Origin of the sequence: Flavobacterium segetis (assembly GCF_900129575.1) — a bacterium.
GTDB classification, from domain to species: domain Bacteria; phylum Bacteroidota; class Bacteroidia; order Flavobacteriales; family Flavobacteriaceae; genus Flavobacterium; species Flavobacterium segetis.
Map to the genome: position 1 here is coordinate 133,002 of NZ_FQWE01000008.1, position 23,866 is coordinate 156,867.

At 32.4% G+C, this 23,866-nt stretch carries 19 protein-coding genes; 10 read left to right on the forward strand and 9 right to left on the reverse strand.

The genetic code is table 11. The features are described from left to right. The first annotated feature begins 45 nt into the window (after positions 1-45). Together BUA99_RS12210 and BUA99_RS12215 are read left to right on the forward strand one after the other, a co-directional pair. Complete coding sequence (locus BUA99_RS12210; RefSeq protein ID WP_072992717.1) at positions 46-891, forward strand: DUF2911 domain-containing protein; 846 nt, start codon at positions 46-48, stop codon at positions 889-891. A 180-nt stretch (positions 892-1,071) separates the two neighbouring features. After that, positions 1,072-3,339 carry a M1 family metallopeptidase gene (locus BUA99_RS12215; RefSeq protein WP_072992720.1) on the forward strand — a complete coding sequence of 756 codons (2,268 nt, stop codon included), beginning with the start codon at positions 1,072-1,074 and terminating at the stop codon, positions 3,337-3,339. A 77-nt stretch (positions 3,340-3,416) separates the two neighbouring features. On the opposite strand, the gene BUA99_RS12220 is transcribed toward BUA99_RS12215, so the two are convergent. Together BUA99_RS12220 and BUA99_RS12225 are read right to left on the reverse strand one after the other, a co-directional pair. After that, entirely contained in the window at positions 3,417-4,463 is a 1,047-nt protein-coding gene (locus tag BUA99_RS12220) for an agmatine deiminase family protein (protein ID WP_394333255.1), read from the reverse strand. Then, positions 4,463-5,350: a carbon-nitrogen hydrolase gene (locus BUA99_RS12225; RefSeq protein WP_072992723.1), complete on the reverse strand. Its 888-nt coding sequence runs from the start codon at positions 5,348-5,350 to the stop codon at positions 4,463-4,465. The genes BUA99_RS12220 and BUA99_RS12225 overlap by 1 nt, the downstream gene beginning before the upstream one ends. A gap of 206 nt (positions 5,351-5,556) precedes the next feature. Between BUA99_RS12225 and BUA99_RS12230 the strand changes: the two genes are divergently transcribed. After that, on the forward strand, positions 5,557-6,189 hold the full coding sequence (locus tag BUA99_RS12230) for an SDR family oxidoreductase (RefSeq protein ID WP_072992726.1): 633 nt from the start codon (positions 5,557-5,559) through the stop codon (positions 6,187-6,189). Positions 6,190-6,435: 246 nt separating this feature from the next. Here BUA99_RS12230 and BUA99_RS12235 read toward each other — a convergent pair whose 3' ends face one another. Continuing rightward, positions 6,436-7,368: an NAD-dependent epimerase/dehydratase family protein gene (locus BUA99_RS12235; protein ID WP_072992729.1), complete on the reverse strand. Its 933-nt coding sequence runs from the start codon at positions 7,366-7,368 to the stop codon at positions 6,436-6,438. A gap of 185 nt (positions 7,369-7,553) precedes the next feature. Between BUA99_RS12235 and BUA99_RS12240 the strand changes: the two genes are divergently transcribed. After that, positions 7,554-8,273 (forward strand): hypothetical protein, encoded by a 720-nt coding sequence (locus BUA99_RS12240; RefSeq protein ID WP_072992731.1) that lies wholly within the window; start codon positions 7,554-7,556, stop codon positions 8,271-8,273. 114 nt (positions 8,274-8,387) lie between these two features. On the opposite strand, the gene BUA99_RS12245 is transcribed toward BUA99_RS12240, so the two are convergent. From BUA99_RS12245 to clpB, 3 genes are all read right to left on the reverse strand, one after another. Continuing rightward, a complete protein-coding gene (locus BUA99_RS12245) occupies positions 8,388-8,732 on the reverse strand; it encodes a DoxX family protein (RefSeq protein WP_072992734.1) in 345 nt (114 codons plus the stop codon). After that, positions 8,732-9,079, reverse strand: a complete 348-nt coding sequence (locus BUA99_RS12250; protein WP_072992787.1) for a DoxX family protein — start codon at positions 9,077-9,079, stop codon at positions 8,732-8,734. The genes BUA99_RS12245 and BUA99_RS12250 overlap by 1 nt, the downstream gene beginning before the upstream one ends. A gap of 1,848 nt (positions 9,080-10,927) precedes the next feature. Further along, a complete protein-coding gene (gene clpB, locus BUA99_RS12255) occupies positions 10,928-13,531 on the reverse strand; it encodes an ATP-dependent chaperone ClpB (protein ID WP_072992737.1) in 2,604 nt (867 codons plus the stop codon). A gap of 142 nt (positions 13,532-13,673) precedes the next feature. On the opposite strand from clpB, the gene ytxJ reads away from it, so the two are divergent. After that, positions 13,674-14,063, forward strand: coding sequence for a bacillithiol system redox-active protein YtxJ (gene ytxJ, locus BUA99_RS12260; RefSeq protein WP_072992739.1), 390 nt, complete (start codon positions 13,674-13,676; stop codon positions 14,061-14,063). 65 nt (positions 14,064-14,128) lie between these two features. Here ytxJ and BUA99_RS12265 read toward each other — a convergent pair whose 3' ends face one another. Continuing rightward, on the reverse strand, positions 14,129-15,292 hold the full coding sequence (locus BUA99_RS12265) for a hypothetical protein (protein WP_072992742.1): 1,164 nt from the start codon (positions 15,290-15,292) through the stop codon (positions 14,129-14,131). Then, the gene (locus tag BUA99_RS12270) at positions 15,289-16,278 is read right to left on the reverse strand and encodes a DUF2157 domain-containing protein (protein WP_072992744.1); all 990 of its coding nucleotides are present in this window, start codon (positions 16,276-16,278) and stop codon (positions 15,289-15,291) included. Before BUA99_RS12270 ends, BUA99_RS12265 begins: the two co-directional genes overlap by 4 nt. 407 nt (positions 16,279-16,685) lie before the next feature. Here BUA99_RS12270 and egtB point away from each other — a divergent pair, with 407 nt between their 5' ends. The 5 genes from egtB to BUA99_RS12295 are packed head-to-tail and all read left to right on the forward strand — an operon-like array spanning position 16,686 to position 22,050. After that, entirely contained in the window at positions 16,686-17,825 is a 1,140-nt protein-coding gene (gene egtB, locus BUA99_RS12275) for an ergothioneine biosynthesis protein EgtB (protein ID WP_072992746.1), read from the forward strand. A gap of 15 nt (positions 17,826-17,840) precedes the next feature. Next, a complete protein-coding gene (locus BUA99_RS12280; protein WP_072992749.1) occupies positions 17,841-18,122 on the forward strand; it encodes a DUF427 domain-containing protein in 282 nt (93 codons plus the stop codon). A 22-nt stretch (positions 18,123-18,144) separates the two neighbouring features. After that, positions 18,145-19,512, forward strand: a complete 1,368-nt coding sequence (locus BUA99_RS12285; protein WP_072992752.1) for a mercuric reductase — start codon at positions 18,145-18,147, stop codon at positions 19,510-19,512. Further along, on the forward strand, positions 19,502-21,010 hold the full coding sequence (locus BUA99_RS12290; RefSeq protein WP_072992755.1) for a BCCT family transporter: 1,509 nt from the start codon (positions 19,502-19,504) through the stop codon (positions 21,008-21,010). Before BUA99_RS12285 ends, BUA99_RS12290 begins: the two co-directional genes overlap by 11 nt. 47 nt (positions 21,011-21,057) lie before the next feature. Continuing rightward, positions 21,058-22,050, forward strand: coding sequence for an L-histidine N(alpha)-methyltransferase (locus BUA99_RS12295; protein ID WP_072992758.1), 993 nt, complete (start codon positions 21,058-21,060; stop codon positions 22,048-22,050). A gap of 235 nt (positions 22,051-22,285) precedes the next feature. Here the strand turns inward: BUA99_RS12295 and argH are convergent, their stop codons facing one another. Continuing rightward, complete coding sequence (gene argH, locus BUA99_RS12300) at positions 22,286-23,566, reverse strand: argininosuccinate lyase (RefSeq protein ID WP_072992760.1); 1,281 nt, start codon at positions 23,564-23,566, stop codon at positions 22,286-22,288. Positions 23,567-23,866 lie beyond the last annotated feature (300 nt).

A 23,866-nucleotide genomic window follows, 5' to 3' on the forward strand; every position in this document is an offset into this window, starting at 1 on the left:
CACAACTGAATTTGTATTTTTGGCAGTCATAAAAAAATCAAAAACATGAAGAAAATAATTATTGTTTTAGCAATTATGCTAGCAAATTTTACAATTGAAGCACAAATTAAAACGCCTCAGTCTAGTCCAAAGGCAACCATTATGCAATCTGTAGGATTGACTGATGTTGAGATCAATTATTCTAGACCAAGTGCAAGAGGAAGATCTGTATTTGGTAATTTAATCCCCTTCGGTAAAGTATGGAGAACTGGCGCAAATGAGAATACTACTATTTCTTTTAGCGATGATGTAATGATCGATGGAAAAACGTTGAAAAAAGGAAAGTATTCTTTGTATACTGTTCCAAAGGTGGAGAGCTGGGAAGTAATTTTCTATAAAACTACTGATAACTGGGGTAATCCAGAAGAATGGAAAGAGGAGAATGTTGCACTCAGAACTATGGTTAAAGCCGAAGTTCTCAACAAAAGCTTAGAAACTTTTACGATAGGAATTAGTGCGTTGAATGATAATTTTGCTTATTTAGAAATGTCATGGGAGAATTCGTATGCAGCACTAAAATTTGAAGTTCCTACACAACAAAAAGCGACTGCTAATATTGCAAAAGCCTTAGCTGGTCCTGCGTCAGGTGATTATTTTGCTGCAGCTCAATTTTTGTTTCAGTCTAACGGAGATAATGCAAAAGCATTAGAATACGTAAATAAATCATTGGACATGGTTAAAGACAAACCATTTTGGTACAACCGATTGAAATCTCTAATTCAAGCAAAAGCTGGAGATAAAAAAGGTGCAATTGAAACTGCAAAAGTATCACTTGCGGCAGCAGAAAGTGCAAAGAATCAAGATTATGTAAAAATGAATAAAGATAGTATCGCAGAGTGGAGTAAAAACTAAATACTGCTAATTACCTCTTTTTTTAAAGCCCGTTTCGAATTTCGAAACGGGCTTTTTGTCATTCACCAACAACAACCTTAAATGAATTGCTTAAGACTTTACTAATTTCTAAGTATTGTGTAGAATAAAAATATCTGATATCAATTATTTTTCATTTATTTGCTAGATAAATTTAACAAGATGAAAAACCTTCGTTTCGCAGCCCTATTACAGCTAGCTTTTATTTTCGGATTTACTTCTGTTTGGGCACAAAAAAAATCAAATGATAACGCTCCGGCAAGCGTATCAAATTATAATTATAATGATGCCTTTTCGCCATTTTTTTATTCTAAAAATGGAACATCAACACGATCGGCTAGTGGTCAACCTGGTCCTGAATATTGGCAGAATAGAGCTGACTATGAGCTCACAGCAAAATTAAATGAAGCTAACAATGAAATTATTGGCTCGGGAATTATTACCTACACTAACAATAGTCCAGATAAATTATCTTTCGTGTGGATGCATCTAGACCAGAATTTATTTAAAGAGGATTCACGAGGTAATGCAGTTATTCCTTTAACCGGAAGTAGAAATGGGGCGCGAGGTCAGATCTTTGAAGGAGGTCACAAAATTAAATCGGTAAAAATAATTAGTACCGTAAAAGGAAAATCGACTGAAACTGATGTTAAATATGCAATTTCAGACACGAGAATGCAAGTTTTTCTTCCGCAGGCTGTTAATCCAAAAGGTGGATCAGTAAAAATAAAAATTGATTTTTCATATATTTCACCATTGGAAGGTTCTGATAGAACTGGAGTACTTGAAACAAAGAATGGTAAAATTTTTACAATTGCACAATGGTATCCTAGAATGTGTGTTTATGACGATGTTCGCGGTTGGAACACTAATCCATATTTAGGAGCATCTGAATTTTACTTAGAATATGGCGATTTCGATGTAAAAATTACAGTTCCTTCTAATCATATTGTGGTTAGTTCAGGTGAATTACAAAATCCTACGACTGTTTATTCTTCAGTAGAACAACAACGTTTAGCTCAAGCAAAACAGAGCGATAAAACTATAGTTATTCGTTCAGCCGAAGAAGTTGCAAACGTTACGAAAAGTGCTGCTACATCCGTGAAAACATGGAATTATAAAATTAAAAATGCGCGTGATTTATCGTGGGCATCTTCTGCAGCTTTTATTTTAGATGGAGCTAAAATAAACTTACCAAGTGGTAAAAAATCACTTGCATTATCAGTATATCCTGTTGAAAGTGCTGGAAATGATGCGTGGGGACGTTCTACAGAATATACAAAAGCGTCAATAGAAAATTATTCAAAAAGATGGATGGAATATCCGTATCCAGCAGCGACAAACGTTGCAGGAAATGAGGGAGGAATGGAGTATCCAGGAATTGTTTTTTGTAGTTGGGAATCTAAAGGAGCTGATTTATGGGGAGTTACAGATCATGAGTTTGGTCATATTTGGTTTCCTATGATTGTGGGGTCTAACGAAAGATTGTTTGGTTGGATGGATGAAGGTTTCAACACTTTTATAAACTCATTGAGTTCTGCTGATTTCAACAATGGCGAATATAAAGAGCCAAAAGCGGATATGCATCAACGAGCAGAGTATTATACTAGTCCTTCTCTTGAAACAATAATGTCTTCACCTGATAATATGAAGGAAGCAAATATTGGTCTTTTAAATTACTCTAAACCAAGTTCTGGATTAGTGATCTTAAGAGAGCAAGTACTGGGAGTAGAGCGTTTTGATCACGCATTAAAAACCTACATTGAACGCTGGGCATACAAACATCCGCAACCTGATGATTTTTTTAGAACCATAGAAAATGTTGCTGGAGAGGACTTAAGTTGGTTTTGGAGAGGTTGGTTTCAATATAACTGGCGCTTAGATCAAGGAATTACAGGAATAAAGTATGTGAAAAATGATCCAAAACAAGGTGTAGTAATTTCAATTGAAAATCTTGAAAAAATGGCTATGCCTGTAAATTTAGATGTTAAAACTAAAAGTGGAAAAATATCGCGTGTGACTTTACCGGTGGAAGTTTGGCAAAGAAATAAAGCGTGGTCGTTTAAATATGATTCTACTGAGGAAATAGAAAGTATCATTGTTGATCCTGAAAATGCTTTACCGGATAGTAATACTGCTAATAATATTTGGACTTCTGAAAAAGGATATATCGAAAAAGATATTATTTTAGATGGTTATTTAGGAACTTTTTCAACGAAAATGGCTCCAATAAAAATTACTTTTTCAGAAAAAAACGGTTTGCTAAATGTTTCTATTACAAACTATCCAAGTTTCTCCGTTGAAAATATAGGAAAAAACAAGTTTGAGTCTAAACAAGCCGGACTTACTTTTGAGTTTAATGAAAGTATGAATGAATTTGAAATGCTTGTGCCAGACGGCACTAAAGTACCATTTACAAAGGATAAGTAGGTTTTTGATACTTTGTAACATAAAAAAAAGACTTGCTGTATTTAAAACTGCAAGTCTTTTTTTTATCTATATTTTAATTATTCAGGTATTTGCTGACTTAAACAATGTAAAGTACCAAAACCCCAAATAAAATCCGTACAGCTTATTCCGATAATTTCTCTATCAGGAAAACATTCTGACAATATATTTAAGGCTACTCGATCATTAGAATCGTTAAATGTAGGGACCAATACAGACTTATTTAATATTAAGAAGTTAGCGTAACTTGCAGGTAATCTTAATTTTTCAAAATCTAGTCGTTTAGGCATCGGTAAAGCCACAATGATTGGAGATTTTCCATTTTCCAGTTTAGCATTTTGCAATCTTTTTAAATTGTCTTGCAAAGGTTGATAATTATGATCGTTTTTATCTGTCTCAACAATTGTAACAATAGTATCCTCATTTACAAAACGACATAAATCATCAATATGACCATGTGTATCATCGCCTTCAATTCCTTCGCCTAACCAAATCACATTTGTAATTCCAAGATATTCTTTGAAAACCGCTTCATAATCTTCCTTGGTAAAATTGGGATTCCGCACTTGAATTTCAGGATGCATCAAGCATTCCTCTGATGTCAATAGTGTACCTCTTCCATTCGTGTCAATTGCGCCACCTTCCACAATTACTGGTTTCCCATTGTACATAACTTGCGTTATTGGAATGTTCAAAAAATCAGCAACTTTAGCAGGAACATGTTTATCTAGTTGAATATTTTTATATTTTGCCCAACCATTAAAATTGAAATTTAAAGCTTCTCTTTCAGTTCCATTTTTAACGATAATAGGACCAGAATCACGCATCCAACTTCTATTCGTTTTTTGAATAATATAAGAAACTTTGCTCAGATCAATATGAGCAGTTTCAAGCATTACATTAACTTTTTCTTTTTGTATCTCATCAGCGACCATTAAAAATACTTCTTCAAATGTTGCCACTTTCTTGATAAATTCGACAAAAGCCCATTTAACTGCTTCGTATTTTCCTGGCCAATCATTTCCATTGTGTGGAAAACAAAGTAAAATCCCTTGTTGTTTTTCCCACTCAGCGGGAAATCTTCTATTTTTGATTTTGCTCATCATTAGTCGATTGCTCTTTTAGTAATATCGCCAAAAGCATCTATTCGTCGATCTCTAAAAAACGGCCAGTTCTGACGCACGTTTTCTTGCAAATCTAAATCAACTTCAGCAATTAAAATTTCTTCTTTGTCATGCGAGGCTTGTGCCAAAATTTCGCCTTGTGGTCCCGCAATAAATGAAGATCCCCAAAACTGTATTCCTGCCGTATCAGGCAAATATTGTTCTAACCCAATTCGGTTTGCCGCTGCAACATAAACTCCGTTTGCCACAGCATGTCCTTTCATCACACTCATCCATGCGTTATGTTGGTTTTCACCATATTCTTCTTTTTCTCCTGGATGCCAGCCAATAGCTGTTGGATAAAACAGCACTTCTGCACCTTGTAATGCTGTTAAACGAGCAGCTTCTGGATACCATTGATCCCAACAAATTAAGGTTCCTACTTTTCCTTTGTTAGTTAAAATCGTTTTAAATCCTAAATCACCAGGCGTGAAATAGAATTTTTCATAAAAATGAGGGTCATCTGGAATGTGCATCTTACGGTACAAGCCTGCCTCAGAACCATCTGTGTCTATAATATAGGCACTGTTGTGGTAAATTCCGGCCATTCGTTTTTCAAAGAAAGGAACAATGATGACAACACCTAATTCTTTTGCCAAAGCGCTAAAAGCGATAAAAGAAGTGCTGTAGAGTGGTTCTGCCAAAGCAAAATTATCTACATCTTCACTTTGACAAAAATAATGACTGCTGTACAATTCCGGTAAAGAGATTACTTCAGCACCTTGACTCGCAGCATCACGAACCCAATTAATACATTTTTTCAAGTTGTTTTTGGCAACATCGTTAAGGTTCAATTGAATAACTGCAATCTTATATTTTTTATTTGGCATGCTCTAATTTTTAGAATGCAAAAATAGTGAATTTTATAAAGAGTTGAAAATGGTAAAATTGAAAATGAATTGAAAAATAAGGAGTTGTTATTTTACGATGCTAATTTCAAGTTTGATCTTTCTCAAAAGAATGTTAATAAGTACTAATCTATAGTTAAACAGTAAATTAGGTTAGGGTAAACTACATGTTATGCCTACTTTTAGGTATGGAAAATATATTAGTAGCAGGTGCAAATGGCACCACAGGAAAAAAGATAGTGGCTATTTTAAATGAATCCAACAATTTTCACCCTATAGCCATGGTCAGAAAAGAGGAGCAACAAGCTTATTTTCAAGCTCAAAACATTGAAACTGTTTTGGGTGACTTAGAGGGTGATCTTTCTTCTGTTTTTAATCGACCGATTGATAAAGTAGTGTTCGCTGCTGGCTCTGCTGGGAAAAATGTTCTTGGAGTAGATCAAGAAGGAGCAAAAAAACTAATTGATGCCTCTAAAAAAGCAAACATTAAGAAGTTCGTGATGTTGAGTTCTATGGGAGCTGACAAACCAGAGGAAGCGACTCAATTGCAAGAATATTTAAAAGCAAAACACAACGCCGATGAATATTTAATAATAAGTGGTTTGGATTTTAGCATTGTTAGACCTGGTTCTCTAACTAATGAAGTTGCGCTAACTACCATTGAGCTGGAAGGAAAGTTAAATAAACATGGCGAAATCAGTCGGGATGATGTGGCGCAAACTTTGGTGCAAACATTAGATGATACCGTAGCTAGCAAGGCTACTTTTGAAATTATTAAAGGAGAAACTTTGATAGGCAAAGCACTTGAGAAAGTGAGTTAGATTGTCGAATCTTGATTAAATACTTAAACCATTATAGTGACAAATGATTATTCAAGTAGAACAAGTATTTAGTTTATAACGGTTGCCATTTCAGCGTTTTTTTATTCCTTTCTTTTTCTTCTATTTTATAGAAGTCTCAGATTTAGAGTAATGCTGAATCAAGAATGAGTAGTGTATCAAATGGTTATGACAAATTTACTTAAAAGAGAACACGATTAAATTTAAGGAATCAAATCAGAAAATGCGCTACTTTATCTTATAGTCGTTGATGATTATTTTAATTCCTTCTGCGTATGTTGTTACTTTAAAATCTGGAAATGTAGTTTTAAATTTTGAAGACTCAAAGATGTTATCAATCGCGTAGCGAGGCAGTAATTCCTGTGTTTCTTTAAGGTTTTTGTCAAAGAAGGAACCAATTTTTAAGATGAGCCAACGCAACACCTTGTATTTTACTTGTCTTCCTAGTTGATGTTCTATTTCGGCAATAAATTGCTTATAGGTTAGCCTATTGTCATCGCAAGGTAAGTGCCAGGTTTCCCCAAAAGCAGCAGCCGTATTACCAATTAGGGCCATGGCTTTGCTTGCATCTGGAGTAAAGATAAGAGTTCGTAAGACATTATCTTTTAAGAATACTTTGGGCTCTTTGCCTTTTTTGAGATTTTCGAAAATTAAACTGTTGGTCAGTCCTTTGGTTATACCGGGACCATAAAACTCCGGAGCTCTACAAATTACGGCTTCAATTTCCTTGTTTGCAATAGCTTTTAAAAGCAGTTCAGCTGCTAGTTTCTTTCCCTTTCCTTTTGTTCCATTTGAGGTTAAAGGAGTGTTTTCTGTTTGGATTTTACTGTCTTGCGGATATGCATAGGTGTTGTCAAAATAGACAAGTTTACAATGATTCTTTCTACAGGCGTTAATTACATTTTGCATTACAATAACCCAATCTCGAAGCCAAATTTGGGAATCGTACGTTAGCCCCACGGTCAGGTAAGCTATTTCAGTATTTTCTAGCGCTTTTAAAACACTTTCTGAATCCATTAAGTCTGCCTTAAAAAGTTCATCGTTTGGATCTACTTTTTGGGGATTGCGGCCCACTAATTTAATGTGAGGCGTATAATTTTTCCGCAGCTCACGGGCCAATCCTTCTCCTATTATCCCGTTTGCTCCTAATATGGTTTGCATTATATATTTATTTCTTGTGTCTTGTTTGCATGCTAAGATAAGAATAATAGTTAGGGAATATTTCAAGAAAAGCAGTAGCAATAACTACATATAATGAAGTGATAAGTTTAAATAATGGGAATTCAATTCCAAAGTGGAATAAAAGTGACTATTTTTGTTTCTTAGAATCATTTAAATACAGGATTATGAAAACTATTTATAAAGCAGCTGTACTTATTATTACAGTCCTTTTTAGCAGCACTGCCGTATTTGCTCAGACAAAGGATAAAAAAGCAAATTCGATTGTGCAAGAAATGCTAACGGCCATGGGCGGTATTAAAAATTACAATGCGACCCATTTCATTCAATGGGATTTTGTGAACAGAAAAATATTTTGGGACAAATGGACGGGAGATGTTCGTATCGAGAACCCAATCGCAAAGCAAGTGATTTTAGTAAACATAAACACTTTACAAGGAAAGGTTTATGAGAATGGACTACTATTGAATGACGATAACAAGACCATAGAGCTATTAGTAAAAGCTAAAAACTGGTGGATCAATGATTCGTATTGGTTGTTGATGCCGTGGAAATTACAAGATTCAGGAGTACATCTTACTTTCGTCAAAACAGACCAATTACCAAATGGTAAAATGGTGGATATTTTGCAACTAACTTTTAATGGTGTTGGCGTAACACCTGAAAATAAATACTTGGTGTATGTAGATAAAAAAGAGCATTTAATTATACAATGGGCCTATTATCAAAACTTTAATGATGCGGAGCCAAAGTTTTTAAAACCTTGGAATAATTATCAAAAAGTGGGTAGTATTTTACTTTCTTTTGACAGACTTAATGAAGATGTAGGACCAAAAAATGTGATTGTTAAATCAAATTTTGATGCCTCTATTTTTACGAAACTATAAAAAAGACCTTTTGTAATTAATTTTTGCAAATACAAAAAAACCAGTCTACATCAGGCTGGTTTCTTAGTATTATTGATTATTGCTATTTCTATCCAACTACTACGGACATTAATTCTAGAATATTTTTAGTGTTTCAATGAAGATATATAGGTTAAGCCCAAAATAAAATAAAGCAGGCGATGAAGCCTTTACGCCGTCTTTAATTTTTATTCTTACAATTACTCCTAAAAACATCAATAAAGCTAGACCTCCGGAGGAGAGCAGTAAAATAGAATCGTATAGTAAGCCAATTAGTAAACCTAAAGCTCCCACAATCTCTAATATTGCGGTAAGCGTTCCAAATTTGCTCAAACCAAATCGGACAAATTCACTTTTCATTTTTGGATTTGTAAAATAAGCGATTCCATAGGCTAAGAAAGAGAGGCTTGAAAAAAGGATTAAAACTTCAAGTAAACGCATTAGGCAATTAAATTAAGGGTTACAGCAGCAATATACAGACTTAATAGCATCAGAAATAAAGATGGTATGCGCTTTTGCCAAGGATTATTTACTTTAAAGTGAAAATATTGTGCGCTTAACATCAAGAAAGCCATCAATAGTGCTGGAATTAGCACGAGCGAAGGATACCAGATGCCTGTTATAAGTAAAGTAGCCAATGCTATTTTCGTTGCTCCAACAAGTGCTCGTGTCAAATCACTCAGCTCATATTGCTTAAATTCTTTTACAATATTATCAAAGCGGAATACCCATACAATAATAACAGAAATAGCGACAATGAGTTGTGCAATCACGGATAAATTTATCATTTTAGTTTTTTTTTTAATTTTCTTACTCTTTTGGCTTTTCAGGTGTTGCCCCGTTATTTTATAGTGAGGTCTGGTCTTCACTTTTATAATGCTTTTCTATTTTTGATTCAAAATCAATTTATAATTTCACGAAAGCTTTTTACTAATTTATCGCCCAAAAGATCAGTATAAAAGTAGTTGTTTTATTTGTATTACTTACTTATTTAAGGGAAACGTGTTATGCAAAAGTAAAGAAACACAAATTCGACTAAATCAAACATAGTTTAAAAATTGGTGTCGGAGGAACTTTGTATTTAATAAGCTTGACAATCACTCCTTGTTTATTTTTTAGGATTCGTGTAGTTTTTATACTTTCAATGCAGGGCGTATTTTTGGGATCAGAAGTCATCTCTTACTAGATTTTTCCTAGATTATCATTTTTCATATCTAGTAAAAAAATTGTCTATGGTTGATACATTTATAATGATCAACACTTTTTAAATTATCAAATTCACTTAGCTGTAAATTATCCAATTTTTTGGAAGGTTTTAAAAATCAAGATTGATAACTTGATTTCCTTGAATATATAAAGGTTTTAATTTTGAATATTTTTAAATAAATTCAAATTCTACAATTTCATTCTAAAAGGTATAAAAATACGACAGACTGGCTATGTTTTTAATTGTCGGTTTAAGCCCTAGTTTATTTTCTCCTACATAAATTTCTTCAATTGTTGAATATCCATAAAATACTGCAATTTTTTTTATCTTATTTGTCATAAAAGTAAGTGACTTCTTACTTTTGAAGTGAATTAAATCGTCAATTGATTTAATATTTCGTTTTGATAGTTAAAGTCTTTGAACCGTATCTATTTCGCTAATTTCTATTATATAATTTTTGTTTCTAACGTTACTAGGGTCAATTATAGCTCTTTTAAATTGAAATCCTTAAATTTATTTTCTGTAAGCTAGTTTGAAAAAATATCAAAGCTGTAAAAAGCAGGAATAAATATTTAATTTTTATAATTTATTTTAATACTTTGTCCAGCTTATTCAAAGACGCATCAATCCTACATTTTACTATTCGGAGCGCGGTGAAATTTTTTTATTTTTATAGCATTTCAAATGTAATAAATAATTCTTACAAATCATGTAATGAATCCTAATTTAATCAAGCTATTTGGTTTCTTCAGAAGTGCAAATCGGTTGTTTTAAATCTGTTTGTTTAAACAACATATTTTGCAGGGAGGTGATGTCCTCGCTTAAATTAAAATAGTAATGGAATCTGCTAAAATATAGTCAAGCTGTATCGGTTTCATAAAAACAGATTCTATTATGCCTTATTAGATGTGTATGTAATGATTAGGAAGGTGAATGATTTTTCTAATGATAATTTGATGTTCTTGATAGACCTGATCGTAACTTTATCCTTTATGTCCTCTATTTAAGGGCATAAAGATAGAGTGAATAATAGGAGCTATATTATTCTTAAAAAATAGCGTCCTACTCCAAAACGTTTTGTAGTAATTGGTCTGTTCAACGGACTATTAATAGTTAAAAAAACTAATTTTCAGTAGATAGTTTAATGATATTATTGGAGTGGTGCTTTATCTTTTTGAAATTTAAAGTATTTAAAATTAAAATTTTCTTTATGGAGACTGAATCAAAAAAAAGCTGTTGATACTACTGTTTAGGCTGTTACAGATAAAATGTAATTTTAAAATTAGGATTTATGATTCCGATTCACAGGTTTAATAGATTGTTTTAGTGTATTGGGAAAATAAAATTTAACTGTAGAAATAGGAGTTTTTAAACACAACAACTAGCTAAAAAGGCTAGTTGTTGTGTTTTTATTCTCAGGAAATTACCGCTAGCTTAAAATTTGTGTTTGATTTCTAAAAACTAATTTTCCATCAAATGCATCGATTAGTACGATGCTATCCGTTGTAATTTTTCCGGAAAGAATTTCCTTTGATAATTCATTAAGCACCTCTCTTTGAATGACTCTTTTCACGGGTCTAGCGCCAAACTGAGGATCATATCCTTTCTCTGACAAATAAGCAATAGCTTCAGGAGTGGCGTCCATAATAATTCCTTGAAGTGCTAGCATTTTGGTGACACTTTTCAGTTGGAGTCCAACAATTTTAGTAATATTTTCCGTGGTGAGCGGTGTGAACATTACAATTTCATCGATACGATTGATAAATTCAGGTCGTACGGTTTGTTTTAATAATGCCAATACTTCAATTTTTGCAGCTTCTGTGGCTGCCGTAACACCTCCCTTTGGATTATCAAATTTATCCTGAATAATCTGACTTCCCATATTAGATGTCATAATAATTATAGTGTTTTTAAAATCGGCTAGTCGTCCCTTATTATCTGTCAATCTTCCTTCATCTAAAACTTGTAATAATATGTTGAACGTATCAGGATGAGCTTTTTCAATTTCATCTAACAATATAACAGAATATGGTTTTCTACGAACCGCTTCTGTCAATTGTCCGCCTTCATCATATCCCACATATCCTGGAGGAGCACCTACTAAACGACTTACGCTATGACGTTCCTGATATTCGCTCATATCAATACGAGTCATCGCATTTTCATCATCAAATAAATACTCTGCTAAGGCTTTTGCCAATTCCGTTTTTCCAACTCCAGTTGTACCTAAGAAAAGGAATGTTCCAACCGGTTTTTTCATATCCTGTAATCCGGCGCGGCTTCTTCTTACGGCATCACTCACGGCTTCAATTGCTTCTTCTTGACCTACGACTCTGAGATGCAATTCATCTTCCAGTTTTAGAAGTTTTTCTCGATCTCCTTGAAGCATTTTCATTACAGGAATTCCTGTCCATTTAGCAACAACTTCAGCAATGTCTTCGCGAGTTACTTCCTCTTTTATCAATGACGTTCCAGATTGATTTTCTTGCAATTCCTTGATTAAAATATCTAAACGTTCCTGTGCTTCTTTGATCTTACCATAACGAATTTCAGCTACTTTGCCATAATCACCTTCACGCTCCGCACGTTCAGCTTCATATTTAAAATCTTCAATTTCTGTTTTAACCGCTTGAATATTATCAACTAAATCTTTTTCTGATTTCCATTTGGCATAGATTTCGTTGCGATCTTCTTTTAAGTTAGCCAAATCCATTCCCAAAATTTTGAGTTTAGTTTCGTCTTTTTCTCGTTTAATTGCCTCAATTTCAATCTCTAGCTGCATTATTTTTCGATCTAAAACATCGAGTTCTTCCGGTTTTGAATTGATTTCCATGCGTAATTTTGAGGCTGCTTCATCCATTAAATCAATGGCTTTGTCTGGCAGGAAACGATTGGTAATATACCGCTGTGATAATTCGACGGCTGCGATAATAGCGTCATCTTTTATTTGGACTTTATGATGAGTTTCGTATTTTTCTTTGATCCCTCGCAGAATTGAAATCGCACTTTCAGTATCTGGCTCCTCAACTACTATTTTTTGGAATCGTCTTTCCAGTGCTTTGTCTTTTTCAAAATATTTTTGATATTCGTCTAATGTAGTGGCCCCAATTGCACGAAGTTCTCCACGAGCTAATGCAGGCTTTAAAATGTTAGCTGCATCCATTGCACCTTCGCCACCACCAGCTCCAACTAAAGTGTGAATTTCATCAATAAATAATACAATATCACCTTCTGATGAAGTTACTTCTTTCACCACAGCTTTTAGTCGCTCTTCAAATTCTCCTTTAAATTTAGCACCAGCAATAAGCGCTCCCATATCTAAAGAATAAACAATTTTGTCTTTTAAATTATCAGGAACATCTCCATCTACAATTCTATGCGCTAAACCTTCAGCAATAGCCGTTTTACCTACACCGGGTTCTCCAACTAGCATAGGATTGTTTTTAGTTCTACGAGTTAGGATTTGTAGAACACGACGGATTTCTTCATCTCGACCAATTACAGGATCAAGTTTTCCATTTCTTGCTAATTCATTTAGATTTTTAGCATATTTATTTAAAGAGTTATAATTTTCCTCTGCCGAGGCCGAAGTAACTCTTTCTCCTTTGCGCAGTTCGTCAATTGCAGCTTTTAAACCTTTTCCAGTGACACCCTGATCTTTTAAAATTTGAGCTGCTTTAGTTTTAGAATCAAAAATGGCTAAAATTAAATGCTCTATCGAAACGAATTCGTCGTTCATTTTTTTTGCAATAATTTCCGATTCATTTAATGTGGTGTTTGCTGTTCTAGAAAGCATTATTTCTCCACCAGAAACTTTGGGAAAACTTTGAATGGTACTGTCTAATATTTGAATAAATAAGGGAACATTTACGTTTAATTTTTTTAAAATAAAAGGAGCGACATTTTCATCGACTTCAAAAATAGCCTTAAAAATATGTTCATTCTCAATTTGTTGTTGCCCTTGGCTTTGTGCTAACTGCTGTGATAGCTGAATCGCTTCTTGTGATTTTATCGTAAATTTATTTATGTTCATGACTTTTAATTGTTTTGTTATTTAACTAACTTTGAAAATTAATATTCAATATATATTCCAATACAATAGTACCGACAAATTGTCAGAAATAATATGATTTTTATCATGTACTTACGGCGAAATGTCTTAAAATAAGACAATTATGAGTTTTTTTAAAAATATTTTTAATAGTTTAGGTGAATCTTCATCAAAGGAGAACAAATGCAACTGGATTGAGTTAAATGATTTAGGGCAGTTAAATGAAATTAGCAGTTTGTCAAACGATAAACCTATTGCTATTTTTAAACATAGCACTAGGTGTAGTGTAAGTAGAATGGCACTAAAACAGTTTGAAAATGAGTTTGATAACGCAGATAAAGTTACACTTTATTTTTTAGATTTGATTGAAAACCGAGCTATATCTAATGAAATAGCATCACGTTTTGGCGTTAACCATCAAAGTCCACAATTGATTTTAATAAAAGATGGAAAAGCTGTTTACCATGTTTCACATAGTGATATTGATGCAAATGCATTAAGTAGCAAAATATAATTTTTAAATTTAAAATATATTGCCGCAAATTTCTAAATTTAAAAATTTGCGGCTTTTCTATGTTTTTAATAGCCACCGTTTGATCCACCTCCACTAAAGCCACCATCTCCAAATTTCATAGGTGAATCTATTGTATTCTCCGGTTTTAAGCCAAATTGAGAAGTAAGAATTAAAGCTTCAGCATTAATAAAATCAGTAGAATTAGTAAAGCGATCTGGTTGAAATGTCAAGCCTTCTCTTTTATCTTTTAACTTTTTTATACTAAAGTAAGCTACTGTAAAAAGGAGTAAACCTGCTACAATTAAATATATTTCAGCTGAAACTTCTAAAAAGTATAAATCTATTGTGTATAGTGTAAAAACAAAGCACAAGAAACCAATATAAAGTAATGCGCGATCAAATAGCTTAATTCCAAAAAACATATAGATGCCAGGAACTATAAAAGTGAAAGTGTAGAAAAACCATGCGAATGAAATATCCGAGTTTTGTGCAATCTCACTACCCATTAATTCTATTGAAAGTTCGCGAACTACCAAATAATTTCCTGAGAAGTAAAACAAAATTAGACCGTAATATTTAACTAATAAAATTCCTTTTTGATAAAATGGGAATTGCAAATTTATAGCCATTCTTTTACAGGCGAAGTAAATTCCAATTCCGTAAATCATTACAATAAAGGGTAGAATACTTTTGGCAATAATTCCCAATTCAAACAAACCAAAAACAATTACTGAAGTGCTGGCAACACAAAAAATTATAATGGATGCACGATTTAAATATCGTAAATAAGTCAGCAATGAAACAATTGTTGCAACTGATGCAACAATAAGTTCATTCTCATTTGTAATACTTGCTATTGCTCCAAACAAAACCAATTGACTGCCGATAATAAAGCTATCATCTAGTCCTTGCTCGGAATAATTTTGATTCGCAAAAAATTCTGCTCCAATAAATCCCACCGCTGCAAAAAGGAAAAGAAAAATTTCGAAATCATCCTCCATAAAAGAGAATCCTACAAATGAAATGAAGCCACAAATTGAGGAATATAGCAAAATTCCTAATAAGGCAAATCCTATGCGGAGTAATAAGTTTTGCTGTTTTTTTAGTGCTGGATGTGAGGTGATGATTTCGGTTAATTGGTCTTTAGAAATAAATCTAGCTTTGTATAGTAATTGTGCCTCTTCAACTAAGAGCTGATTTTCTAACTTTATTTTATCTAATGCTATCATTTTTTAATTTCGGAATTAAAATTTTTGATCATTTTTATAAAAAGAATAATAGCGCCAATGGAATAGAATGGACTTAGCACTAATATAAATTCTAGCATATCACCAATATCAAAATAATCTACAATTTTGAAAAGACTGATGTTCAATCCAACAAAAGCATACAAAACAGAGAAAATAAACAGTGATATAGACTTTAATTTATAGCTAAAGTGATAAAAGTAATTGGTTGTTATTCCTAAGATAGCCGAAAACAGTAAAAAATATGTGCTGTCAATGATATTATTCAAACACGAGATACTAATCAGATGAAGAGCAAAAGTTAGAAATACTAATGCAAAGTGCGATTTAAGTTTTATTTTTGAACAATAATAATTCCATAAAATAAGTATAGCACCAAGCCCAATAGCAGCGTAACTTAAAAAATCTGTATTATAAAATTCATTTTGTAAAAGTGATTGTGGAGACACTGTTAATCCTATATACGCGGCTAACCCGGTAATCGCTAATGACAGTACATTCTTATTATCAAAATAATATCCACAGAATAATCCAATAGAAGTAGGGATGATGGTAGCAAGACCGTAATTAGTTCCAAAAGTGTTGTATTGAAGTTGTAGATAGCCAATTAATATACAAGTTAACAAGTTAGCAGCAAGAACGATGTATTCCATGATTGGGCTTTCAAAATGTGTTTGACTTTTTTGAAATAACGGCGCTTTTTTAAAACTGAAATAATAACATACAAACGTTATAATTGAAATTAATGAAATAACAATAGAATGTCCAATAGTATCTATATTTTGATAAATTAATACTGCAATTCCCGAGGTAAACAACAGAACAGATAAGTATAAAAATATTTTTAATTCGGCATTTAGAGAAAAGATATTTAAACTTCGGTAAGTTATAATTTGCTCGTGCTGTTCTTTACTTATAAACTGCTTATCAAAAAGAGTCTGAGTGGACTTTTGATGTATTTTTTCCATTTAATTTATAATAGTTAACCAAATGTAAGTAAATTACATCCTAAAAAATCGATTTTAAAGTACTATAACTTTATATCCCTGCCTATAATGATTAATAGGAAATTTCCATTATATGCTTCGTTTTTATTTAAATTAGGTATATTAATGCTTCATTAAATTGTATATAGCGCTAATTTTCTAAAATTTAATATTCTATTCTGGATACGTTTTCCCGTAAATGATGCTATTTCGTTATAGAGTTTATAAAAATTAAAGTTAATGAAGTGCATTCAAATAAGTCTTTACTACTTGTCCATATTTACAATTTAATCTTAATTATATAAAAAAATATTTTTATAATGTAATTTTTACTAAAAATCAATTGAGTAACTTGTGGAATATTAATTTTATTTATAAGTCAGCGTGGTATGATAAATCGCTTTTTAAGAGTTAGAGAAAATTCAGAACAAATTTGCAAACCCTTATTCATTGAAGATTATTCGCTTCAAGCTAGCGAATTTGTATCGCCTCCAAAATGGCATCTAGCTCATTCTACTTGGTTCTGGGAAGAGTTTTTGCTCACCAAATACGATATAAATTATGTTCTCTATAATGAGGACTTCTATTTTTTATTTAATAGTTATTATAATAATGTTGGAAAACGGGTTTTACGCCCATCCAGAGGTTTAATGTCAAGACCTTCTGTGGCTGAAGTTTATAGCTATAGAAAATTCGTTACGGAAGCGATGGTACGTTTTTTAAATACAAATCTAACGGAAGATATTTTAGCTATAATAGAAATAGGAATTAATCACGAGGAACAGCATCAAGAACTTTTAGTATATGACATAAAATATATTTTAGGCAACCAACCCACTTTTCCCGTTTATCAAGATAGTTTTAAAACTAAACTTGAAATTCAGGCGCCCAATTTTATACCAATTAAATCAGGCTTATATAAAATAGGGCATCAAGGAAATAGTTTTTGTTTTGATAATGAATTAGGTATTCACAAAGTATATGTAGGTGATTTTGAAATAAGTGCAAATCTTGTTTCTAATCGTCAATTTATAGATTTTATCGTTGCTGATGGTTATAAAAATTTCAATTTTTGGCATGATGACGGATGGAGTTGGATTAATAACAATAAGATTGAATCGCCTTTGTATTGGCACAAAATAGACAATGAATGGTGGAATTACACTTTGAGTGGTTTAGTTAAATTGGATTTAGATTTACCAGTTATGCATCTCAGTTTTTATGAAGCTTTTGCATACAGCGAATGGAAAGGCTGTCGTTTACCAACGGAATTTGAATGGGAAATAGCTAGCGATAAATTTCAGTGGGGACAATTATGGGAATGGACAAATAGTGCTTATCTAGCTTATCCTGGATTCAGCAAGGTTGCTGGCGCGTTAGGCGAATACAATGGTAAGTTTATGGTAAATCAAATGATTCTTCGCGGTGGTTCAGTGGCAACTCCAGAAGGGCATAGTAGGAAAACATATCGCAATTTTTTCACGCCAAATATGCGTTGGCAATTTAGCGGCTTAAGATTGGCAAAGTAATTATAAATCAATAATATGAAAGCAATATTTAATAAAGTAGTTATCGCCGAAAGTCAAAATACCGTGGTAGTTGAAGGAAATCATTATTTTCCTTTTGCAAATATCAATTGGGATTATTTTACCGAAACAAGTTATCATACCACTTGCCCATGGAAGGGAAAGGCATCTTACTATACCGTAAAAGTTAATGATGAAGTTGGTGAAAACGCTGCATGGTTCTATAAAGAACCTAAAGACGCAGCTACGAAAATAAAAGATCATGTAGCTTTTTGGAAAAAAGTCACAATCGAAGAATAAATTTTTCAATGACAATTTACTTATGAAAAAATTTGATTATCTAATTATTGGTAGTGGGCAAGCAGGTGTGCCTTTAGCTTTTAGTCTTTCAAAAAAAGGAACAGTTGCCTTAATAGAAAAAAGTTTTATTGGTGGAACTTGTGTCAATACTGGTTGTGTCCCTACAAAAGCGTATGTTGCAAGTGCGCGCCGTATGTGGGATAGCTTTCACGGGGAAGAAATGGGAATTGAGATTCCGGCTGGAACAAAAGCCAATCTTAAAAAAATAAAAGCAAGAAAAGAAATTTTAGTAAATTATTCTCGTGACGGTATTGAAAAAAGTATATCTAAAAATGATAACATTACTCTTTTTAAGGGTGAAGCTCACTTTATATCAGATTATGAAATTAGTGTTAATGATGTCAAAATTACCGCTAAACAAATTTTTATAAATGTTGGAGCAAGAGCGTTAATTCCAGCCGAATTTTCGAAGGTAGATTATTTGACAAATGTCGAAATTTTACAGCTAAATAAATTACCGGAACACTTAATAATCATTGGCGGAAGCTATATTGGGTTAGAATTTGGCCAAATGTTTAAGCGTTTCGGCAGCGAAGTAACTATAATTGAAAGCACCAATCGACTCATTAATAAAGAAGATAAAAATGTAAGTAATGCAATTGCTCAAATTTTACAGGATGAAGATATAGCGATAGAGTTTAACGCTACGGAAATAAACGTTTCTCAAGAAGGCAATATAATTTCCGTAAAGATAAATGGATTGGATAAAGAAATTAGCGGAAGTCATATACTTTTGGCCGTAGGTCGGTTGCCAAATACAGATACATTACAAATAGGAAACACTTCAATCATTTGCGATGAAAAAGGATATATGAAAGTTGATGATTATTGTAAAACTAATGTTGAAGGTATTTTTGCAATAGGAGACTGCAACGGAAAAGGGGCGTTTACTCATACTTCATATAACGATTTCCAAATTGTAGAAGACTATATTTTAGGAGATAAAAAAAGGAAAATTAGCGATAGAATTATTACTTATGGATTGTTTATTGATCCACCATTAGGAAGAATTGGATTAACAAAAGCCGAAGCTAAGGAGAAAGGTTTTTCGATATTAGTTGCGCATAAGGAGATGGATAAAGTCGGCCGAGCTAAAGAAAAAGGAGAAATTAAAGGATTTATGGAAGCGATTATCGATGCCGAAACAAAGCAGTTTTTAGGAGCTTGTATTTTAGGTGTTGGTGGTGATGAAATTATTAGCGGAATTACAAATTTAATGTATGCTAAACAATCCTACACTGTACTTAGAGACGCCATTCATTTACATCCTACAGTTAGTGAACTTATTCCTACTATGTTAGAAAATTTAAAATCAATTGATGAAGAATAAAATTTTGATTAAAAAATTATATGGTCATTTAATTCCAAGTAGTTTGCTGTTTTACGGAGCGCTGTTTGGTTTATTCTTTTTTCTAACTGGATTGTTTGCTCCAACTTTTTTAACAGATGCATTAAATAAAGTGAATAAAATATTGTTATCTATTTTTAGCACTTATTATTTGTGGGTTGGATTAATAAGCGTTTTAGCCGCGATTATTATTTTGTTTTTGCCCATGCGCAAGCAACGACTAGGTAATGAAAAACCGGCATTTTCTTATTTTAGTTGGGTTGCCCTTTTATATAGTACGGGCATGGGTTCAGGATTGTTGTTGCGTGCAGTTCAAGAACCAATTTATTATTTAAATAATCCTCCTGTTGCAACATTAAACAATAAAGTCACTGCTTTACAGTACACGTTTTTTCATTGGGGGTTTACTCCTTGGGCAATGTATAGTTTGTTTGGTTTGATTGTGGCTTACAATCTTTACGTAAAAAAAATTCCTAATTTATTAGATGCAATCGTTCCTTATGCTAAAAGCAAAATTGTAAAATATGTTGCCACACTATTTATTGTTTTAATCACAATAACTGGTGTCATAGCATCATTAGGATTAGGTACCGCACAGGTTGTAAATGGTATATACTATACTTTTAAAATAGATTATGGAATAAAATTTTTACTAATAATGGTTGTTATTATTGGCGTTGTTTCTACCTACTCAGCATTGACAGGAGTAAATAAGGTAATCAAATTTTTAGCTAATTTTGACTTTACCTTTTCATTTATACTAATGTTGTTTATTGGTTTTTTTCTCAATTTTAGTAATTTTTTTCATCAAACTGCCACAGCTTTTTATAATTATATAATTCACTTTGTAGAAATGAGTTTATCACTTGGAAGTTATAAAACTGCTCCAAGCTTCACTCAAGATTGGACTGTTTTTTACTGGGTATTTTGGTTAGCTTGGGTTCCATTTACGGGAATATTTATTGCCAGAATATCAAAAGGTAGAACGATAAAAGAATTTATAATTACAACAATTTTTATTCCAACAATAGCAACTATTATTTGGTTTTCTATATTTGCAAATTCTGCTTTTGAGCTAATTAATTTAGGTGATAAAACTCAGTTTGATAATGTTTTCACTTCATTGTTTGTATTTCTAGAGCACTTTCCGTTACATACAATAACATTTTTTGTTGCGGGACTTCTGGTACTTATCTCTATTATAAATTCTGTGGATTCGGCCATCTTTGTTCTGGGAATGTTTAGCGATAATGGAAATGAAAATCCTTGCAAAAAACACAAAGTAGGTTGGGGATTTATAATTACGGCAACAGCTCTTGGACTTACCGCACTGGGAACTAGCGAACTTCTTAATGGTATTAGTAATTTATTAATTATAATGGCTTTACCTTTTAGTTTTTTATATGGCAGCATAATTTTTACATTTTTAAAAAATCTAATTGCAAATAAAGGATCTATAATTACTATTGAAGAAAACTGACCAATTAATAGAAAGCTATATTTAGTAACATTTTATTCTAAATCAAAATGATCGAAACAAAAAACATAGAAAACATAGAAAATGATAATACAAATATTGATTATTTTAAAATAGAAATTGATGAAGGTTTAAGTGCTATTGAAAAGTCATTACCTTCAAAATATTTTTATGATAAAAAAGGTGACGCCCTTTTTGTAAAAATCATGCACTTGCCTGAGTATTATGTCACACGAGCAGAACACGAAATCTTCAAAACTAAAAGTCAAACTATCATCGATGCATTGCAGTTGAATACTGATATCTATTTTGAGCTCATAGAATTGGGTGCGGGAGACGGTTTAAAAACTAAAGAGTTGCTACGAGAATTAAATCGGTTAAAGTATAATTTTGATTATATACCTATTGATATTTCTCAAAATGCACTAGACAATTTAGAAAAAGATTTGAATAAAGAAATGCCAAGTTTACCTATTAAAACAAAACAAGGTGAGTATTTTGAGATCTTGGAATCACTAAACAATAATCATAAACCGAAGGTAATTTTGTTTTTAGGTTCAAACATTGGAAACATGTCTGATGACGTTGCTGCTAATTTTATGTCGAAAATAAGTGATAATTTACAAAAGAAAGATAAATTACTGTTAGGTGTTGATTTAATTAAACCGGCCTCCATTGTACTTCCAGCTTACAATGATAGCCAAGGAATTACTGCTGCCTTTAATCTAAATTTACTGGAGAGAATAAACATTGAATTAGGAGCTAATTTTGATTTACAATACTTTGAACACCGACCTGAATATAAAGAGAGCGACGGAATTGCAAAAAGTTTTTTAGTTAGCACCAAAGCGCAAAAAGTATACATCACTTTAATCAATAAAAGCTTTGATTTTTATGAAGGAGAAAAGATTTTAATGGAAATATCTAGAAAGTATAACGATACAATTTTAAATATGATTTTAAGCAAAACCAATTTTGTTGTTAAAAACAGAGTTACCGATAGCAAAGCTTACTTTGCTAATTATGTTTTAGAACGTACATAAGTTTAATAATTATATTTACACAACCAACAACTCATGAAGCAGACACTTTTTTTAGTTTCAATTGCGTCTATTAATGATTTATTTGATGTTTATTGTTTTTAACAAACTAGAAAGTGATGGAAATAAATTGTGATCATGTTCCAGTAAATGTCGCGGAAATTATAATTTTAGAATAGAATAATACATCAAAATAAATTTTTATTTTTTAGATATTTTCGTGCTTTTGCTGTTGTTTTTAGTAGGTGGCTTTCATTTTTTCTTTAATCTCAGCTAAGCAAAGATTATTGATACTACCTTCGTGTGTGTGTTTAGTCTCTTTCGGAGATTTAAAGGTACCGTTTTCCAATTGTTCTGCAACGGCTTTATAAGCATCTCTGAAAGGAATTCCAGCAACTACCATTTCGTTTAAAGAATCTACTGTAAATAAATAATCATATTTTTTATCCTCTAAAATATGCTCTTTTACTTTAATATCTTTTATTGAAAATATAGCAATATCTAAACATGCTTTTAAGTTTTGAATGGCTGGAAATAGACCTTCCTTTAGTAGTTGTAAATCTCTATGATAACCACTTGGAAGATTGTTAGTAATCAAAGTGATTTCGTATGGTAAGGCTTGAATTTTGTTGCATTTTCCTCTAATAAGTTCAAAAACATCCGGGTTTTTCTTGTGAGGCATGATGCTTGATCCCGTTGTAAGATGTGATGGTAAAGTTATGAAATCAAAATTTTGACTCATATATAAACATACGTCCATGGAGAATTTTGATAGGGTAGCAGCTACACTACTCATGGCAAAAGCAACTATCTTTTCTGATTTTCCGCGACTCATTTGCGCGGCAACGGAATTGAATTTTAGGGTTTCGAATCCAAGCTCTTTTGTAGTGAATGTTCTATCGATCGGGAAGGAGCTTCCATAACCTGCAGCAGAACCTAGCGGATTTTGATCTACAATTTTCAAAGCAGCATTCAACATCGTGATATCATCAATTAACGTTTCGGCATAAGCGGAAAACCACATTCCGAAAGAGGAAGGCATTGCAATTTGTAAATGCGTATAACCTGGCAATAAAACGTTTTGGTTTTTCTCTGCTGATTCCATTAGTAAATCAAAAAGACTTTTAACTTGTGATTTAAAGTCTTTTACGACATCTTTGAGATATAAATTTACGTCCACTAAAACTTGATCATTTCTAGAGCGCGCGGTATGGATTTTTTTTCCTGCATTGCCTAGCTTCGCAGTTAGTAAATATTCGATTTTGGAATGTACGTCTTCAAAACTGTCTTCAATCTCGAAATTTCCATTTTCAGCATCTTTTATAATTTCTTCCAAAGCCAAAACCAAAGAAATGGTTTCGGAGTCTGTTAAAAGCCCAATTTGGCCAAGCATTTTAGCATGAGCAATAGATCCTAATGCATCATATTTAGCCAGAACTAAATCCAGTTCTCTATCGTTTCCAACGGTGAATTGTTCAATTTTTTTATCTGTTGCTATTCCTTTTTCCCAAAGTTTCATAATTATTTTTTTTATTCGTAAAGATGCTCACTAGGCTTCTTTGAGATTTGTAAAGTTTATATTATATTTTATCGCTTAGAATTTATCTGTCTGACTTCAAATTATGCGAAATTTTATTACGGATTGTTTTTTCTTAATCTAGTCTTTTTTTAGCCCTGATAAAAGCGGTATCCTTTCACTGGCTTCTCTTGCCAGGGAAAGATAAAGCGGATAGGTACTATCTTAAAATCCTAATAATTTTCTTTTAATTTTTATATATTTGTTAAACTATAGAAAGCGTTTCATTTTCAAAAATGATTT

Bases quoted from the DNA above. Each gene is read 5' to 3' on its own strand.
- BUA99_RS12285 (WP_072992752.1), top strand. From the start codon at position 18,145: ATGAAAAAATTTGATTATCTAATTATTGGTAGTGGGCAAGCAGGTGTG.
- BUA99_RS12265 (WP_072992742.1), bottom strand. From the start codon at position 15,292: ATGATAGCATTAGATAAAATAAAGTTAGAAAATCAGCTCTTAGTTGAA.
- BUA99_RS12270 (WP_072992744.1), bottom strand. From the start codon at position 16,278: ATGGAAAAAATACATCAAAAGTCCACTCAGACTCTTTTTGATAAGCAG.
- BUA99_RS12230 (WP_072992726.1), top strand. From the start codon at position 5,557: ATGGAAAATATATTAGTAGCAGGTGCAAATGGCACCACAGGAAAAAAG.
- BUA99_RS12280 (WP_072992749.1), top strand. From the start codon at position 17,841: ATGAAAGCAATATTTAATAAAGTAGTTATCGCCGAAAGTCAAAATACC.
- BUA99_RS12220 (WP_394333255.1), bottom strand. From the start codon at position 4,463: ATGATGAGCAAAATCAAAAATAGAAGATTTCCCGCTGAGTGGGAAAAA.
- ytxJ (WP_072992739.1), top strand. From the start codon at position 13,674: ATGAGTTTTTTTAAAAATATTTTTAATAGTTTAGGTGAATCTTCATCA.
- BUA99_RS12290 (WP_072992755.1), top strand. From the start codon at position 19,502: ATGAAGAATAAAATTTTGATTAAAAAATTATATGGTCATTTAATTCCA.
- clpB (WP_072992737.1), bottom strand. From the start codon at position 13,531: ATGAACATAAATAAATTTACGATAAAATCACAAGAAGCGATTCAGCTA.
- BUA99_RS12295 (WP_072992758.1), top strand. From the start codon at position 21,058: ATGATCGAAACAAAAAACATAGAAAACATAGAAAATGATAATACAAAT.
- argH (WP_072992760.1), bottom strand. From the start codon at position 23,566: ATGAAACTTTGGGAAAAAGGAATAGCAACAGATAAAAAAATTGAACAA.
- BUA99_RS12235 (WP_072992729.1), bottom strand. From the start codon at position 7,368: ATGCAAACCATATTAGGAGCAAACGGGATAATAGGAGAAGGATTGGCC.
- egtB (WP_072992746.1), top strand. From the start codon at position 16,686: ATGATAAATCGCTTTTTAAGAGTTAGAGAAAATTCAGAACAAATTTGC.
- BUA99_RS12210 (WP_072992717.1), top strand. From the start codon at position 46: ATGAAGAAAATAATTATTGTTTTAGCAATTATGCTAGCAAATTTTACA.
- BUA99_RS12215 (WP_072992720.1), top strand. From the start codon at position 1,072: ATGAAAAACCTTCGTTTCGCAGCCCTATTACAGCTAGCTTTTATTTTC.
- BUA99_RS12225 (WP_072992723.1), bottom strand. From the start codon at position 5,350: ATGCCAAATAAAAAATATAAGATTGCAGTTATTCAATTGAACCTTAAC.
- BUA99_RS12245 (WP_072992734.1), bottom strand. From the start codon at position 8,732: ATGCGTTTACTTGAAGTTTTAATCCTTTTTTCAAGCCTCTCTTTCTTA.
- BUA99_RS12240 (WP_072992731.1), top strand. From the start codon at position 7,554: ATGAAAACTATTTATAAAGCAGCTGTACTTATTATTACAGTCCTTTTT.
- BUA99_RS12250 (WP_072992787.1), bottom strand. From the start codon at position 9,079: ATGATAAATTTATCCGTGATTGCACAACTCATTGTCGCTATTTCTGTT.